The organism is Micromonospora sp. MH33, from assembly GCF_003013775.1.
Taxonomy (GTDB): domain Bacteria; phylum Actinomycetota; class Actinomycetes; order Mycobacteriales; family Micromonosporaceae; genus Micromonospora; species Micromonospora fulviviridis.
Window position 1 is genome coordinate 1 of the sequence record NZ_MUYZ01000044.1, and the last position, 16295, is coordinate 16295.

General features: G+C 70.5%; 11 protein-coding genes and 1 pseudogene. 3 read left to right on the plus strand and 9 right to left on the minus strand.

The genetic code is table 11. From position 1 onward, the window contains the following. Positions 1-405 precede the first annotated feature (405 nt). Entirely contained in the window at positions 406-924 is a 519-nt protein-coding gene (locus B0E53_RS10080; RefSeq protein WP_107075792.1) for a hypothetical protein, read from the minus strand. Positions 925-2047: 1123 nt separating this feature from the next. Between B0E53_RS10080 and B0E53_RS10085 the strand changes: the two genes are divergently transcribed. Further along, positions 2048-3478 (plus strand): hypothetical protein, encoded by a 1431-nt coding sequence (locus tag B0E53_RS10085; protein WP_107075793.1) that lies wholly within the window; start codon positions 2048-2050, stop codon positions 3476-3478. 192 nt (positions 3479-3670) lie between these two features. On the opposite strand, the gene B0E53_RS10090 is transcribed toward B0E53_RS10085, so the two are convergent. Further along, entirely contained in the window at positions 3671-4120 is a 450-nt protein-coding gene (locus tag B0E53_RS10090) for a DUF6882 domain-containing protein (protein WP_107075811.1), read from the minus strand. A 176-nt stretch (positions 4121-4296) separates the two neighbouring features. Continuing rightward, complete coding sequence (locus B0E53_RS10095; protein ID WP_146167635.1) at positions 4297-4803, minus strand: hypothetical protein; 507 nt, start codon at positions 4801-4803, stop codon at positions 4297-4299. Between the two features lie 240 nt (positions 4804-5043). On the opposite strand from B0E53_RS10095, the pseudogene B0E53_RS10100 reads away from it, so the two are divergent. After that, positions 5044-5226 (plus strand): annotated as a pseudogene (locus B0E53_RS10100) (IS3 family transposase); the annotation flags it as partial. Between the two features lie 626 nt (positions 5227-5852). After that, positions 5853-6581 carry a class I SAM-dependent methyltransferase gene (locus B0E53_RS10110; RefSeq protein ID WP_107075796.1) on the plus strand — a complete coding sequence of 243 codons (729 nt, stop codon included), beginning with the start codon at positions 5853-5855 and terminating at the stop codon, positions 6579-6581. 144 nt (positions 6582-6725) lie between these two features. Here the strand turns inward: B0E53_RS10110 and B0E53_RS10115 are convergent, their stop codons facing one another. The 6 genes from B0E53_RS10115 to B0E53_RS10140 are packed head-to-tail and all read right to left on the minus strand — an operon-like array spanning position 6726 to position 16286. After that, on the minus strand, positions 6726-7670 hold the full coding sequence (locus B0E53_RS10115) for an NAD(P)/FAD-dependent oxidoreductase (RefSeq protein WP_107075797.1): 945 nt from the start codon (positions 7668-7670) through the stop codon (positions 6726-6728). Further along, a complete protein-coding gene (locus B0E53_RS10120; protein ID WP_107075798.1) occupies positions 7667-9049 on the minus strand; it encodes an ATP-binding cassette domain-containing protein in 1383 nt (460 codons plus the stop codon). The genes B0E53_RS10115 and B0E53_RS10120 overlap by 4 nt, the downstream gene beginning before the upstream one ends. Next, positions 9046-9843, minus strand: a complete 798-nt coding sequence (locus tag B0E53_RS10125) for an ABC transporter permease subunit (protein ID WP_107075799.1) — start codon at positions 9841-9843, stop codon at positions 9046-9048. The genes B0E53_RS10120 and B0E53_RS10125 overlap by 4 nt, the downstream gene beginning before the upstream one ends. Continuing rightward, entirely contained in the window at positions 9840-10766 is a 927-nt protein-coding gene (locus tag B0E53_RS10130; protein ID WP_107075800.1) for an ABC transporter permease, read from the minus strand. The genes B0E53_RS10125 and B0E53_RS10130 overlap by 4 nt, the downstream gene beginning before the upstream one ends. Next, entirely contained in the window at positions 10763-12274 is a 1512-nt protein-coding gene (locus B0E53_RS10135) for an ABC transporter substrate-binding protein (RefSeq protein WP_107075812.1), read from the minus strand. The genes B0E53_RS10130 and B0E53_RS10135 overlap by 4 nt, the downstream gene beginning before the upstream one ends. A gap of 34 nt (positions 12275-12308) precedes the next feature. Then, on the minus strand, positions 12309-16286 hold the full coding sequence (locus B0E53_RS10140) for a non-ribosomal peptide synthetase (protein WP_107075801.1): 3978 nt from the start codon (positions 16284-16286) through the stop codon (positions 12309-12311). Positions 16287-16295 lie beyond the last annotated feature (9 nt).

Here is a 16295-nt window from a genome sequence, read left to right on the forward strand (position 1 = left end):
TCGCCGTCCGTTACGAAGCCACCGTCACCATCGCCGCGATCAACCAATGGCTATGACCCTTACCAAACACGGCCTAGGGACCGGGAGGACGCCGGTTCGAGCCCGGTCAACGGATCTCCCCGACTTGCCATCGGAGTTGATGGGCATCAACTGCGGGGCCGAGGCGACAGGCCCTCGGTGAGCACCCGGTGGATCTCCGCCGTACTCGTGATCCGTGCACCACATGCTGCCTGCCACCCGCCTCTGCCGCGGCTCCACCGTCCGCGCCGCCCCGCGGCATGAGGGGTGGAGCACGATGCCGGCTCGGGTGAGCCGGGGTGGGCCAGCCTGAGGTAGCTACAGCATGGGGCCCGACCCCCTCGCGATTGAAAGAGTCGGGCCCGTAGGGCTACTCGCGTGCCTCGCCTACTTCTGGCACCGCCCGCTGGCCTGCCCCTCGGCAATGACCTTGTCGACGCCCTTGGCGTAGTCCGCCATCGACTCGGCGTCCGGCTGGTACCGCCACTGCCCGTCCTCGTACCGGATCTCGGACATCCCGGCGGCGATCGACCGCTTGAAGTTCACGACCGCCTTGTCCTCGCCCTCAAGCCGGGCCCCGGTGATCTCGAAGGTCAGGCCGGTGATGGTCTTGCACTCGGTGTGCAGGCGGGCGTACTCGTCGCGGGTGATCGCCGCCTGGCCCTCCTTGGTCCAGAGGTCCCATGCACCCTTCCAGTCGCCAGCCGCGTAGGTGTCGTACTCCTTCTGAGCTAGCGCCTTGGCCGCCTCTACCGTCTTCGGCTCCTGCGGCTTGTCGGCCTTGGCCTCGGCGGAGGCGGCACCCGGGGCGGCGGGGGTGGTCGGCTCGGTGGTGTCCTCGTTCCCGCAGCCAGCGGTGAGCAGGGCCAGTCCGAGGGCTCCAACGGCGATGATGGTCTTGCGCATTCGTGTGTCTCCTGGTCATGGTGCAGTGCAGGCCAGTCGGCCAGCGTGGCCGCGATCGGTTTTGAACCGTCGCCGCCCTCGGTGGTCGCGGGTGATCATGGCAGGTCGGCGCGACAGATCAGCAGTGGGGCGTACGGTCACTGGTTAGCTCATGCTGGTACCGGCCCAGTGGCAACTGTGCAGCCTTGGCCGTGATCGCCGAGCCCCTCCCAGGTTGTCCGCTGCTCGGGTAACAGTCGCGCGCGAGGACGGGTATAGCCGTATCCGGATCTGCCGCTGATAAGGCGCGGCATACCTGAGCATGTCGGGTTGACAATCGGGCCGTGGGAGCGGATCGGGAGCAACTGAGCCCAACGGTCGCTGACCGGGCGTCGGCGTCAGCCAGGACGGCTCGGGCAAGCGGCGCGGTGTCTGACGAACGACGTGCAGGACGGTCCGACGCAGCCTGGACGCAGCAGTCCGGTCGCGAGCCCCTGATCGGGGGAGCACGTTGGGAGCAGCAGGGTGCACTGAACGGCCCTGAACCGCACCGAACGGCAGCTGATCGCACCCAACTGCACCCACCCCTGCCTGCGGCTTCGCGTTTTCGCAGGTCAGAGTCGGTGCGGCGTCATGCTTCACACGGAGTGCTCAGCAGTTTCGCGCAGCAGTCGACGACGTTCTATGTTGCCTGGCAGGGGAGTATGCGCAGGTCGCAGCAGTAAGGAGCGGCTGGACGACCGGGCCTTGAACTTGGGAGCAGATTGGGTGCAGGTTGGCGAAGCGGTCGCCGCGCCCGAAGTGCTCACCGACACCGGACAGACACGGGGCTTTGACCTGCGGTGATGCGGTCGAGCGGTGCGGCGTGACCTCCCGGAGAACTCCGAAGTGGTCAGCGTTGGCTGCTCCCGCCTGTCTGCCGGCGGCCCGTGGGCCTGCTGACGCCAGGCCTGGTCGGACAGCTTCGGCATTGGGCCTTCATTGATCCCGTGGTGCGCGGGCCCGATCATGACGGTCGTAGGATCGCGGAGTGGACGACCTGGCTGGTGCGGATCATCGGTCTCCGGGATCGGGGACCGGCTGGGCGCGGCTGTCGGTCAGTCACTGCCAGTACGACGTTTTCACCGTGCCGGGTGCGTCCGGCATGGGGATCTACGTCCGCGGTGACGGCCTGCTGCACCTCGGCGGGCCGAGTCAGTTCACCGGCTTCTGCGGCATACACACCGGCTCGATCGAAGCGCGTGTACGGGTGTTGCCCGGGCTTCCGGCGGCGGTCGACCTCGGCTGGGACGCGATCAGTGAGGCGACCCTCTGGAGTCCCAGCGGCCGACTGTCGGTCGTCGGCCTGATGGGCGGCACCGCGGAGGCCCTCACCGACGTGGCCGTTCCGCGGGGGCTGATCCGGGTGCGGGTGCACGCGCGCGACCGCTTGCACGAGACCGTACGCACCGATGATGACCCGCCCGAGCGGCACGAGCTGCACATCTGGGCGGTGTCCGAGGAGATGCCATGGCGCACGTTGCTGGCCGGGCCGGGGGGCCGTGACTGGGAGCAGAAGCCGGCAAAGGCCGCCCAGTGGGCCATGCTGTCCCTGGTGCCGCGCCCGTCCGGCCGTCCGGCCGTCCTGCCCCCGCTGCCAACCGATCCGTACGAGGACGACTCCGGCCTGCCCCGGGTGACGGTGGTCCGCCACTTGCCCGCGCTAGTCGAGATCTCCGAGGGCGTGGTGCCCGCCGGTGACTTGGAGGTCCGGTTGGCTCGGGTCGACGACGAGACGCTGACGTGGGCGTGGGCCACCGCCGAGGAGCCGATCTTCCCTCGTCCGCTGGACGCGCTGCCCGACGACGAGCCGAGTGTCGTGCGGCTGACGCCCGGCCCCGACGGCTTCACCCTTCGGCATGAGGGAGTCCTGGGCCGGCACGCCTTCGCCCTCGGCGTGATCTGGGGGCACCTGCTCGACACCGTTGGGTCGTACCCGTGGATGGCGACGTTGCGTGAACAGGCCGCCGAGGCGACCGCGCGGGCCGAGGAGGCCCGTCGCTGGAAGGCCGAGCGCGACGCCGAGCAGTGGGGCGGTGCTCCCCCGTCGGAGCGGGTCCGCGGGCTCGTCGGTCAGGCGCGGTCGCTGGCCCGGGTCGACCGCCCGTTGCTCGACCGCATCGAGGCGCTGCCCGCCGCCCGACAGCGTGAGGCAGCCTGCTGGGCGGCTCGCCGCGCGATGCGGGTCGCCGGGCTGGGACGGATCGGGTGGGTCGCCGAGGCGCTCGCCGCCGCCGAGGCCGACCGCCCACTGCCCCCGCCCTTCACCGAGCAGAACGGTGCTGCCGCTTTCAACCGGCTCCTGTCCGATCCCGAGGTGCCGCAGACCACCGTCACGCTCCACTTGCCCGCGAGAGCGTCCGGCACACGTCGCGTCACGGACGCGCTCCAGCAGGCCGCCGCGTTTCCGGCCCTGATCGCCCTGGCGAATGACGATCCGCTGGCCGCCGCGATCGACGCCGTCTACAACGCGGCGATCGCCCACGGCGACGACCGCGACCGCTTCCTCGCCGAAGCCCACGCCGTCCTTCGCTGAGACTTCGACCCGGCGCGCGAAGGCAAGGCCGCACGCTGACGCCGTCGGCTACCTTCTGCGGAGCCGAGTCGGCGAGCGCCCCGGACCACACGAATGGCAGAGCCGCGCCCGCGCGCTTCTGCCGAGAACAGTGCACGCGATCTTGGGGCGATGTCGAGTGCCTACGATCGACCGGATGGAGTGAGTCGATCGCTAGCCGATGTTTATCTTGAAGGTTGACGCCTCTCCGTCGTTGGTGGTCAGCGTGACTACTCCGAAGGTGATGATCGGAATCGAGACGGTTCCTGTGCCTCGGTAGAAGCCTGTTGCCCGAGTGATTCTCACGGCGAGGGCAGCAAGGGTGGCGGCCATGTCGTCATCGGCCTCGACCTTCGGCTGAGTGAGACCGTGTTGGCCATGCGCCTCGGCCCAATCGCGAATGGCGCGCGAGTCCCGGCTCACCTCGGGAAGGATGGATTCGTTGGCCCACGCCCAGAGCCAGGAGGCCGCCGAAGGGTTATAGCTGCCGATGATCTGGGCCGGGGCCGTAGCGGTCTTGTCCGGGAAAGTCCAGGTGATGATGCCGGTGCGCTGGTCAAGACCCCAACGGTCCGCCGTGCCCAGCCCCCAGGATATGTGCGCCTGAGCGAGCTGGCCGATCATGTCCTCACCCTGCAGTAGCAGCATGCCCAGGTCTACGTGTTCAGGCTCCGACGAACTGCTGTCCGAACCACCGTCACGCCTGAGGAATCCCATGGGAGCGCAGTCTTCCACAGGGCCTGTGCGTTGCTTCCGGCATCCGGATCTGCCGCCGTTGGCGCGCTGCCGGGTGGTGCAGGTCAGGCGCCGAAGCCTGCGTAGCGGCCTCCGTAGCGGCGTGCGAGGGCTGTCAGCTGCGCCACCCGGGCATGATGGGCCGGGTCGGGCGGCAGGTCGGGGAATGCTGCGGCGATGTGTCGCCGACTCGAAGGGACAGGTCGCTCGAGCGATTGCTCGCTGGCCTGGCCGCCGAGGTCGGTCAAGCTCGCGATGCATGCGGCCACGGTTTCGGGCTCGTTGGGGAGGTCAAGGTAGTACGTGGTTCGCCGCGGCGACGGCTCGGGATAGTCGCCGTACTCTTCCGACATTGCCCAATGCATGCGTTGGCACAGATCGGCCAGCAGGGCATTCATCTCGCCGGCCGAGGCGCCGTTAGGCAACGGCCCGTGGTCGGTGAGGCGGCTGAGCAGGCGGCGCACCAGGTCCGGCGGGAGCTCGTCGGCCATGAGGTGACCGTGGACGGTCACCAACACGCCGAACAGGGCCTGCAGATCCGACAGGGGCAGTGCCCGAGTGGGCGATTTCATGCACGCCACGGTAGTGACCTCGGCTCACCTCATTGCTCGCCCACGTCAGCCGTCACCCGAGATTGAATGCACTGTCCTGCCGCGACGCACGCGTTCGGCCAGGCTCTCGGACGTCCAACTCTGCCGAGTTGAGTGCGTTGCCTGACGTCGAGAGCGCGGCAAGTTCAGCCGAGCTGGAACCGCTGCGATCCACTGCGGCCGAGAAGGGTGCCCGTCGCTTCGGCCATCGCCTGAGCGGCCGAACTCGTCCGCAACCGAGGTCCGTGGCGCGGGCTCGACGACCTGGAGATGGCCACCGTCGAGTACATCGACTGGTACAACAACCGCCGCTTGCACGGCGAGCTCGGGCACATCCCGCCCGCCGAACACGAGGCCCTACACGCGATGACCCAGCCGGTCACCGCACCCCTGAAAACCAGCTAACCAACTCTCCACCAAACCCGGGGCTTGACACCTGGCAAGGTCGTGTACCCAGCTTTCGGTGCTTCGCCGAGACTTGGCCGACCACTTCGATGCGTTTCTTGAGGCGAAGTCGTCTAACGATCTCGTGCGCACGACGACCTGGTCGCGGTCGACCTGGGATCACCCCCCGTGCCCAGAGCCGGCCAGCCTCACCGGCCACCGCACGTCGCCGCCTACCACGCGGTACGCGCCCCGTTCTGGGTGCGCGGGGAGCAGCCGATCCCGCCGCACGTGCTGATCCACGTGTCGGGATCACCCCCGCCTGCAGCCCACCCGAACGTCGGGCAGGGTCGGCAGGGCGGGATCACCCCCCGCGTGCGCGGGGAGCAGGGAGCCGATCCGTAATGGACACGGTGAAGCAGGGGATAACCCCCGCGTGCGCGGGGAGCAGGAGTGCGGCTGCGAGGCGCGATGGCACGACATCGGATCACCGCCACGTGCGCGGGGAGCAGCCTCTGGGTCCGACCTTGTCGGCGGTTGTTCCTGTCGTCGACACGGGCATCAGCTTGAACTCGCGGGCCGGTCTCGATCACCGCAAACCGGAGGTGCCTACTGAAACCGACTATCAGTTTCGGTAAGGTTCGTCTGTGATCGACGAATACCGCACTGCCGGAGAGTTCCTCGACATCCTCAGCCGCGACGCCTGGGCGGCGCTGCGGCAGCCGGTCATCACCGCGCTGCGGGGGATGGACCCGGCAGCCGGACCATTGGTCGATCTCGGCGCCGGCGGCGGCCGTGGAACGCTCCTCCTCGCCGAACTCGCCCCCAGTGCCACGGTGCTCGCCGTCGAACCGTCGCTCGTGCAACGCGCGGTGCTGTTCTCGCGGCTGATCGACGACCCCGCGCTCGCGGACCGGGTGTCCGTGGCCGCGGAGCCGGCGGAGACGGCCCCGCTGCCCCACGCGGTCGGCGGAGTCCTCGCCATGAACATGATCGGCCACCTGCGCCCGGACGACCGGCGGCAGCTGTGGCGCCGGCTCGCCGACCGGATGGGTTCACAGGTTCCCCTAGTGGTGAACCTGCAGCCGCCATCGCGCGCCGAGGCGGTCCCGGACGCGGACTTCGCCGCCGTGCGGATCGGCTCCTGCACCTATGAGGGTGGAGGTCGTGCCGAACCCGCCGGTGCTGACATCGTCACCTGGCACATGCGCTACGGAGTGCGCGATCCGAAGGGAGATCTCATCCGGCAGGTCACTGCCGCCTACCGGTGGCACGTCCTCGACGAGCAAGCCCTGATCGCCGAACTCGACGCGGTAGGCCTGGTCACGCAGCCGTGCGGCCTCGGCGTCTATCGGGCAACCCGGACCGCCGGCTGACCGCCGCTTCAGAGCTGTCGGCGTAGGACCAGAACGTTGGCGGTCACGGCTGATCCAGCGAAGCCCGGCGAGCCCGCGCGAGGGTGGGTCGGCCGACTGACCCAATCTCCCGCGCTGTTCAAGAACCGCCGGTGTGTGGCCCTGTCAGCTGAGCGGCACGGGGAGAGCGGCGCGGAACATGCCCTGCTCCAGCCAGACGGCGGCGCGGACACCATCAGCCGCGGCCTGGCTCACCAGGGTCAGCCCGTCCGGCAGGGCCGGCAGGCGGGCGAGATCCCCGGCTGCCGCCAGACCGGGCACGGTGGTCTGCGCGAACTCGTCGACCCGCAGGTAGCCGTCCGGGAGGAGCTCCGCGCCCAGTTGTACCGCCAGCGACGTCTGCGGCTCGACGGGTGCCCGGTGGAAAGCGAGCTGAAAGGACGTGCGGCTACCGTCGGCGAAGTGGACCTCGAGGTCGTCGAGTTCACCGCTGAGTTCGGTGACCGGCTTCTGGATCAGCGGAATGCCCAGCTCCCGCAGATTGCCCAGGATCGGTTCGGGCAGCGTGTGCGGGCCGTTGGTCACCACGGTGATCTCTCTGGTGTAGCGGTCGGCGAGGTAGGCGGCGAGCATGACCTCGGCCGGTTCACGACCGAACACGACGATGCTCTTGCCGCGCGATTCCCAGCCGTGGCAGAAGGGGCAGTGCATGACGCTGCGGCCGAAGCGCTCCGGCAAGCCGGTGACGGCCCACGGCCGGTCCACCTGGCCGGTGGCGAGCAGCAGCCGCCGGGCGTAGTGCCGTTCTCCGTTGTCCAACGTGACGGCGAACTCGTCGATGCGCCCTGTGGATTCGGTCGCGCGTCCCGCAACGACCTGCACGCCAGGATAGGCCCGCAGTTCGTGACGGCCGGTTTCCAACAGCCGCAGGGGCGAGAAGCCGTCACGGCTGAGGAACATGTGGATGCCGTCGGCCGGGCTGTTGCGCGGCGGGCCGCCGTCCAGAACCAAGGTTCGCCGTTGCTGGCGGCCGAGCACCTGGGCGGCGCTGAGGCCGGCGGCTCCGGCGCCCACGATGATGACGTCGTACTCGTTGCCGGTGTCGGTCATGGTCGTCCTTCCGAGGTATGCAGCAGATGGTCGGTGATGGTTAGGACGCGGTCGGCCCGGTCGGCGACCGCGGGATCGTGGGTGGCGACGAGCAGGGCGAGCCCTTCGCGGCGCATCTCGTCGAGCAGTCCCAGCACCGCGCTGGTGGTGGCCGCGTCCAGGGCCGCGGTGATCTCGTCCGCGAGCAGCAGCCGTGGCCGGGCGGCCAGTGCGCGGGCGAGGGCCACCCGTTGACGCTGACCGCCGGAGAGGCCGGCGGGCCGCCGACCGGCAACGGCGGGATCGAGGCCGACTCGGTGGAGAAGTGTCTTCACGGTGCCGCTTCGCCGGGCCGGCTCGACGGTGCGAAAGGCGCGCATCGGCCGGGTGAGCGCGATGTGGATCCGATGCGCGGGGTTGAGGGTGTCCGCCGGGTGCTGACCGACGTACTGAAGGGCCTGCAGCATCGGCCGGGACCGTTTCGTGACCGGCCACGGCACGTCCTTACCGTCGAGGGTCGCCCTGCCGGCCGTCGCGGGCTGCAGACCCGCCAGGCAGCGCAACAGCGTGGTCTTGCCGCATCCGGACGGCCCGAGCACGGCGACGCATTCACCGGCTGCCACGGTCAGATGGACGTCCCGCAGGAGGGCGGCCGTCCCGCCGGGCCGGTTGACGTGGAGGCCGCTGACACGCAGAACCTCGGTGCCGGTCACGGGAGGTGTGGCCGGTGACAGGCGTGACGCCGGCCCGATCGCCCCGATCGGCTGGACGCGGTCGGCCACGGTCGTGACGAAGTCGCGGTCGTGGGAGACCAGCAGCGTGATGAATCGAGGATCACCGCGGCGGGCGCGGATCACCGCGGCTACGAGGCTCGCCGATGCATGGTCGAGGGCGCTGGTGGGTTCGTCGAGGATCAGCAACGGTGGTTGTGCCGCCACCGCCCGTGCGAGCGCGACGCGTTGGGCCTGCCCGCCGGAGAGTTGGTGAACGTGACCGGAATGCAGGCGGGCGTCGATACCGACCTGGGTGAGGGCGGCTGCGGCCTGCCGGGTGTCGACGCCGGCCTCGGCGACCGCGGCGATGGCGGTCCGTAGCGGGTGCAGGGATTGAGCGGCATCCTGCACGAGGACACCGAGGTGTCGGCGACGCCATCGGCGCGCCGGCTCGCCCGGCTCGACGACCTGACCCCGCCAGCGCACTGTTCCGCTGATGCGCCGCAGCGGTGGCTCCAGCGCGTCCATCATGGCGGTCAGCCACACGGTCTTGCCCGCCCCGGACGGTCCGGTCAGGGCCACCACCTCGCCGGGCGCGGCCTGTAGGCTGACCGGGGCACCGATGCTGCGGTTGTTGCGGGCGGTGACCTGCAGGTCGCTGACCTCCAGGCCGCCGGAGCCGGTCACAGTGGCCGCCGAGTGTTGCGAGTGGCGGCGCCGCCGGCCGCGACGGTCAGGCTCAGCAGCGCGAGAGCGACGGCCGGGGCCACCAACGCGGCCGGGCTGAGTCCGGCGCCGCTGACGTTCTCCCTGATCATGGCGGCCCAGTCGGGGGCCGGCGGTGCGGGGCCGAGGCCGAGGAGGCTGAGGGCCGCGGCCAGTTGCAGCGCGACCAGGAAACGGGCGCCGATCTCTGCCCCGGCCAGTGAGGCCAGGGCAGGGAGAATCTCGCGACCCAGGATGGTGGTGCCGGATTCACCGCGGCCGAGGGCGGCGTCGACGAATCCGGCGTGGCGGACCTGCCGTACCGCGTCGCTGACGATGCGCAGGGTCAGCGGGGCGCCGCCGCAGACGGTGGCGGCAATCACCGCCGCGGTACCGGGGAGACTGGCGGCAAACAGCATGGCAACGAGAAGCAGGGGTACGGCCAGCAGCAGATCCGCCGTGGCGTGCAGCAGCCGGGACAGCAGGCCGTCGCGCCATCCGGCGACCAGCCCGCCGGCGATCCCGATGGCGGCGGCCACCACGGCTGCCGCCCCGGCGGTGAGGGCCAGATGCCGTCCGCCCGCCAGCACCCGGGACAGAACATCGCGGCCCAGGACGTCGGTGCCCAGCAGACTGCCGTCTCCGGGCGGTGACCACGGCGGGCCCAGCGATGCAACCGGGTCGTGCGGTGCCAACACACTGCCGCACAGGGCAATGCCCATGACGATGCTGGCGAACGTCACCGCACCGGCCCGGCGTGCGGCCGAGGCATTCATGCTGCGGCTCGCCGCGGGTCGGTCAGCACGGCGGCCATGTCCGCGACCAGCAGTCCGAGAACGACCGCTGTGGCGGCGAGCATCGCGGCTGCCTGCACCACCGGGACGTCCCGGTTGGCCACCGCGCCGACCAGCAGCTCACCGAGCCCCGCATGGCCGAACATGGTCTCGACCACGGCGGTGGCGGCGATAAGGCCACCGGTGACGACGGCCAGGATGCGGACGGCGGGCGCGATGAGGAACGGACCGACGTAGACGACCGCGATGCGTGCCGCGGTGAGGCCGCGCAGCCGCGCGTCGCGGACGTAAGGGCGGGCCAGGATGTCGGTGACCAGGCCGCGCAGCAGCATCGCCCCGTACGCGGCGGCCGGCAGCGCCAGACTCAGCGCCGGGAGCGCCAGCACGGTCAACCCGGGCGGGCCGCCGCCGGTGGGCAGCAGCGACACCGGTGGCAACCAGGCCAGCACCCCGGCGAACAGGGCGGTAAGCCCGGCGGCGACGACCACCTGAGGAATTGCCGCGGTCGCTGTCACCAGCGCATCGACCAGCCGGCCGACCACCGAATCCTCGGCAGCCGGCCAGGCGAGCACCAGCATCAAGGGCACGGTCACCAGCAGCGCGGCTCCGGCCAGCGCCGCGGTGGCGGGAAGCCGCTGGCCGATCATGTCGGTCACCGGACGTCCGGAGATCAGTGACACCCCCGCATCCCCCTGCAGCAGGCTCCCGGCCCAGTGCAGGTAGCGCCGCCACGGCGCGACGTCCAGTCCGGTGCCGGCACGCATCTCCGCCAACTGGGCCGCGGTGGCCCGTCCCGCGGTCCGGGCCTCGGCGGCATCACCGGGCAGCGCCTCGGTGGCGGCGAACACCAGCACCGAGACGCCGACCAGCAGCAGTGCGGCGCGGACCAGGGCACGCAAGATCATTGCGACAGCCGTACCTGATCGATGAACAACCGGCCGAAGCCGGGACCGGTGGGCAGTCCCTGGACCTGCGCGCGGGTCAGGTCGAGGCCGTCGCCGGTGCCCCAGACCACGTACCCGCCTTCGTCGCGGACCTGCTGCTGCAGTGTGCCCAGGGCCCGGTTGCGGGTGGCCTCATCCGGTTCCGCCAGCGCCTTGCCCAGCGCCGCGTCGAACTCCGGCCGCTTCCAGGCGGTCTCGTTCGTCGGTGAGGTCGACAGCAGCGAGACCCTGGCCACGTCAGAGAAGGGGATGCCACCAAAGTATCCGGTGTAGAAGTCCTGCTTGCCCCATACCGTGGTGAAGTAGGTGTCCGGTGGGTTCATCTTCACCTCGGCGGTGACGCCGATCTCCTTGAGCTGGCTGGCGAACAGTGTCGCAGCGGTGTCCATCCCCGGGTAGGACGTGGTGGTCTGCAGTGTCACGGTGAGCCCACCGCTGTGACCGGCGTCGGCCAGGAGCTGCCGGGCCTTGGCCACGTCGCGCACGCGCGGTGTCAGTCCCTGTGGCGCGGAGGCGTCGGCGGGGGCCAGCACATCGTCGCCGGGCTTGCCGAACCCGAGGAAGACCGCCTGCACCAGCGCCGGGCGGTCGGCGGCCAGTTTGATCGCCTCACGTACCCGGGGGTCGTCGAACGGCTTGCGGTCGGTGCGCATGACGAAGGGATACATGGTGACCGCCGGTCGGCGGACCAGGCTCAGATCGTCGCGGCCTTCGGCCTGGCGTGCCGCGGCCGGGGCGATGCTCGCGGCCACATCGGCCTGCCCGGACAGCACGGCCTGGGCGCGGGCCTGCGGGTCGGCCACCGCGCGGACCTCGATGCGCCGCAACGAGGCTGTGGCGCCCCACCAGCCGTCACGGCGTTCCAGCACGGCGGTCTGCGCGTCGTTGCTGACCAGGGTGAACGGGCCGGAACCGGGGACCGCGCCGGTGAAGTCGTCGCTGCCGTCGGGAACGATGAAGGTCATCGACTCCAGTGCCCGCGGAACCTCGGCGAACGGCTGGCGGCTGACGATCTCCACGGTGTGCTCGTCGACGACCCGGGAGGCGGCGAGGTCGAAGGCGGCAAGCCGGCCGTAGTTCTCCGCGGCCTTGCGTTCGATGCGGCGCAGTGAGTAGAGCACGTCGGTCGCGCGTACGGGCTTGCCGTCGGAGAAGGTAGCGTTGCGGCGCAGCGTGAACTGCCACTTGGTCATCGTCGGGTCCGGCTTCCACGACTCGGCCAGTCGCGGCCGGGTACGTCCGTCGGGTCCCTGGCCGGTGAGGACGTCGTACATCAGCGCAAATCGCACCGCGTCGGATTCGTTGCCGAGTCCGCCGTGCGGGTCGTTGCTCGCGGTGGCCGGCGATCCGACCGACACGTATCGCAGGGTGTCGCTCGTTGTCGCGGCGGTCTGCTCGTCGCCGCCGCAGGCGGCCAGCGACGCGGTGCCGACCAGGGCAGCAAGGGCCAGGATGATGCGGGTTCTCATGGTTGCCTTCTTTTGCGGGGTTCGTTCGGTGTGGTCAGAGCGTGGTGCGCGCCGCCAGCGCGCGGGCGGCGCGCCGGCCGGCGGCGCGGTCGTGCCCGGGAGCGACGGCAATCGGCTTCTCCCGGCTCGGGGCGGCCGGGTGGCGGTGATCGGCGATCAGCCGGGCGAGGTCGCGGACGGTCGGCCTGGTGAACATGTCGACCATGGCCAGGGATACGCCGAGACGTTGAGTGAGCCGTCGGTGGGCCCGGATGAGCGTGAGCGAGGTCGCCCCCAGGTCGAAGAACGGTTTGGTCACGTCGATCGGGGTGTCGAGGAGTTCGGCGAACACGGCAGCGATCAGTTGTTCGGTGGCCGGATCGGGTGTCGTGGTAGCGGTGGTGGCAGCCACCGATTGGTCGGTGACCGTCGGTGCCGGGACGGCGTCGGCGGTGATCTGCAGTCCCAGGACGGCTTCGCCGTCGAGTTTGGGTACGACCCGGTAAGAGCCCCCCAGCGCACGGGCCGCACCGGCGAGTTCGGTGGCCGTACGCAGGGCGGAGACGACGTCCAGCCGGCCCGCGCCGACCTTGACGCGGACGTCGAGCCCCGACCGGGCGGCGTCGACGAGAAGTGCGGTCAGGTCCTCCCCGGTCGCCGGCGGTGCTGTGGGCGCCTCCGGCGGCGCCTGCTGCACCGTGACGGGTGGTTCTGCGGCTTTCTCCGGAGCGCTCGCATGGGGACGGAACGGGTTGTCCAGGCGATCGTGGTCCACCTTGCCGTTGGCGGTGACGGGCAGTGCCGCCAGGTGCACAAAGCGGCTGGGGATCATGTATTCGGGCAGGTATTCGCGTAGGCGAGTGATCAATTCCTGATCGGCGACCGGTGTCTCCCCGTCGCCGGTGGCAACGTAGGCGACCAGCCGGGCGCCGCCGTCGGGCCCGGGCACGGACCGAGCGACACACCGCCGGACCCCGGGTGCACGGCTGAGCACGGCTTCGATCTCGCCCAGTTCGATGCGGTGTCCGCGGATCTTCACCTGCCGGTCGACGCGGCCGAGGAACTCGATGGTCCCGTCGTAGCGCCAGCGCCCCAGGTCACCGGTGCGGTACGTCCGGCGGCGCAGCACCGGGTGGGTGGTGAAGCGTTGTGCCGTCTGCTCCGGATCACCGAGGTAACCGGCGGCCACACCGTCGCCGCCGATGAACAGCTCACCCGTCTCACCCACCGGACACGGCCGGCCTTCGCTGTCGAGGATGTGGAACGACTGACCGCGCAGCGCCCGTCCGTAGGGAATGCTCGGCCAGGCCGGGTCGACCACGTCGATCGGGTGGCAGATCGACCAGATGGACGCCTCGGTGGCACCGCCCAGGCTGATGATCCGCGCGTGCGGGGCGAGGCTGCGGACCCGGTCGGGCAGGGTCACCGGGATCCAGTCACCGGAGAGCAGCACCAGGCGCAACGTCGACAGCGCCGAGGTGGCCGCAGCGGGCTCGATCTCGGCGTATTCGACGAGCATCTCCAGCAGGGCCGGTGCGGTGTTCCACACCGACACCCGGTGGCGACGCATCAACTCCAGCCAGTAGCCGGGATCACGTTGCCGGTCGGCATCCGGCAGGACCATCGCACCACCGGCTCCGAGCACGCCGAACACGTCATACACCGACAGGTCGAACGACAGCGCCGACAGCGCCAGCACCCGGTCGCGGCTGTCGAGCAGGAAACGGTCAGCCATGTCGTCGAGCGTCGTGCGAACCTGACGATGTTCGACCGCGACACCCTTGGGCCGTCCGGTGGAGCCGGAGGTGAAGATGGCGTACGCCAGGTCGCCGGCCTGTGGTGTGCGGGGCTCGGCGTCGCCGCCGCCCGCGGGTACGCCGTCGTCGCCGAGGGGGTGGACCTCCACCGTGTCCGGCCACGAGGCGGGTGCCATGCCGGTGACCAGCGCATGCCGGATCCCGGCCTGGGCGCACACGGAAGCGATCCGTGCCGCGGGCCACGACGGCTCCACGGGGACGTAGCCGGCACCGGACGCGGTGACACCGAGCGTGGCGACGATCTGCGCGATGCCCTTCGGCGCGGCCACCGCGACCATGTCACCCGGACCCAAGCCGTGGCCGGCGAGGACGGAGGCGGTGGCCCGTACGCGTTCGGCGAGTTCGCCGTGACTGACGGCGGCATCGCCGTGCAGGAGTGCGACGTCGTGCGGTGCCCGGTGCGCCGCCGCCCGCAGCGGGTCGTCGATCAGCGGGCCGCAGTCGCCGAACGGGCTGACGTCCAGTGGCTCGTCCGGGCGGAACGACGGGTCCCACCCGAACGCCGGATCCGTCCAGGCCCGCTCCTCACCGGCCAGGCGGCGCAGCAACCACAGGTGGGCGTCGCGGATGCCGGGCGCGAAACCGTCGGGCAGGCAGCCGTCGACGACGTCCCAGGCGACGCGCAGGCGGCCACCGTCCTCCCACACGATGTGGTCGATGAGGATCTGCGGGGTCTGTGAGACACCGAACACCTCGTCGCCGAGCCAGGCCGTCGGGGAGTCCTCGGTGGCCGACAGCCCGACCCCGCTGGTGAACACCACCGGATACGCGGGGGTGAGCCCGCCGTCGCCGCGCCCGCGCAGCACCTCAACCGCGGAGATCGAGCGGTGGTCGAGGTCGGTCCAGAAGCGGTGGTTGATCGTGGCGGCGTACCGGGCGAAACCGCCGTCGCCGGACAGGTCCGGCGGTGCGCATTCGGTGAGCACGGTAGTGGTGAAGTCGCCGACCACCGACTGCAGGTCCTCGTCGTCCGGCCGATCGAACAGGGTGGTGTTCAGGCAGAACGGGCCGGTGGCGCCCCAACGGCCGAGGACCGTCGCGAGGGCGGCCAGCAGCACCGCGGTGGCGGAGACGCCGTGGGTGCTCGCCCGGCTGCGTAGTTTCGACCATTCAGTGGCGGTCAGTTCGGCGGCGTGCCGGGTGAAGCGCGGCGTGCCGAGCTCTTGAGCACTGGCGCGCCAGGGCAGAGCTGGGCCGGGCGGAAGGGCGGCGGCCCGTACCTGCCAGTACTCGCGGCCACGGGCCCGACGGGCTGCTTCGGCCGGATCCTGGGCGCGCCGGGCGAGCGCCGCCGCGAAGGTGGTGGCGGGCGCGGGCAGGATCAGGCCGGGGTCTGCGGTGATCCGGCCCCACTCGCGCATGAGTTGCATCCAACCGGCCATGTCGAGGGCGATGATGTCCATGCCGACGAACAGCCGGGTGCGGCCGTCGGGGAGCAGCGCGGCCCGGATGTCGAACAGCGGCCACCGGTCCACCGCTGGGGGCCGATGCGACAGGGCGGCACGCATGCCTTCGGCCTCTCGCTCCGCGTCGGCGAGTGCGGCGTTGCGCAGATCGGTTATCGGGATCCGATAGAGGGGAACCTCGGGCAGCACCTGCTGGCGGGCCTCGTCGTCGATAACCAGGCGCAGCATCGGATGGTGATCGACCAGGCGGTTCCAGGCTTGCTCCAGGGCATCGAGGTCGGCCTCCGGCGCGGCGCCGGGCCGCCGGTCGTATTCGAAGTAGAAGTGGGTGGCTACCCCGCCGAGCGGTAGCGACGGGTCGCGGCCGAGCAGGTAGGCGGTCTGTATCGGGGTCAGCGGAAACGGTTCGGTTCCGCCGGCGGCGTCGGCCGTCACGGCCGCCGCGACGGTGCCGGGTGTGGCGCCGTTGAGGAAGGCGGTCAACGGCAGGTCGACGCCGAGGTCGTCGAGCAGTCTGCGGCGCAGCCGCACGGCGGCGAAGGAGTCCAGGCCCAGCTCGGTCAGCTTACGGTCCGGATCGATGTCCTCCGGATCGAGGTCGAGGATCTCCGCCAAACATGCGGTCACCTCGTTCTGGCCATCGATCGGCGATGTACGCGACGCCGTCATGCGTCTCCCTTCCCGGGGCTCGGAACCCGTAGTACAACATGAAAACGACAACGACTTCCAGTAGCGCGTCGAACGTGGTTGAAGTTTATGGAAATGATTGCCATCCTCATGTATAACGGGTGAGCCGTTCCGGCCCACCATCGAGGAGTG

What these genes read in the sequence shown, in the direction of transcription:
- B0E53_RS10080 (WP_107075792.1), bottom strand. Translation starts at nt 924, where the DNA reads ATGCGCAAGACCATCATCGCCGTTGGAGCCCTCGGACTGGCCCTGCTC.
- B0E53_RS10085 (WP_107075793.1), top strand. Translation starts at nt 2,048, where the DNA reads ATGGGGATCTACGTCCGCGGTGACGGCCTGCTGCACCTCGGCGGGCCG.
- B0E53_RS10090 (WP_107075811.1), bottom strand. Translation starts at nt 4,120, where the DNA reads ATGATCGGCCAGCTCGCTCAGGCGCACATATCCTGGGGGCTGGGCACG.
- B0E53_RS10095 (WP_146167635.1), bottom strand. Translation starts at nt 4,803, where the DNA reads ATGAAATCGCCCACTCGGGCACTGCCCCTGTCGGATCTGCAGGCCCTG.
- B0E53_RS10115 (WP_107075797.1), bottom strand. Translation starts at nt 7,670, where the DNA reads ATGACCGACACCGGCAACGAGTACGACGTCATCATCGTGGGCGCCGGA.
- B0E53_RS10125 (WP_107075799.1), bottom strand. Translation starts at nt 9,843, where the DNA reads ATGAATGCCTCGGCCGCACGCCGGGCCGGTGCGGTGACGTTCGCCAGC.
- B0E53_RS10130 (WP_107075800.1), bottom strand. Translation starts at nt 10,766, where the DNA reads ATGATCTTGCGTGCCCTGGTCCGCGCCGCACTGCTGCTGGTCGGCGTC.
- B0E53_RS10135 (WP_107075812.1), bottom strand. Translation starts at nt 12,274, where the DNA reads ATGAGAACCCGCATCATCCTGGCCCTTGCTGCCCTGGTCGGCACCGCG.
- B0E53_RS10140 (WP_107075801.1), bottom strand. Translation starts at nt 16,286, where the DNA reads ATGGTGGGCCGGAACGGCTCACCCGTTATACATGAGGATGGCAATCAT.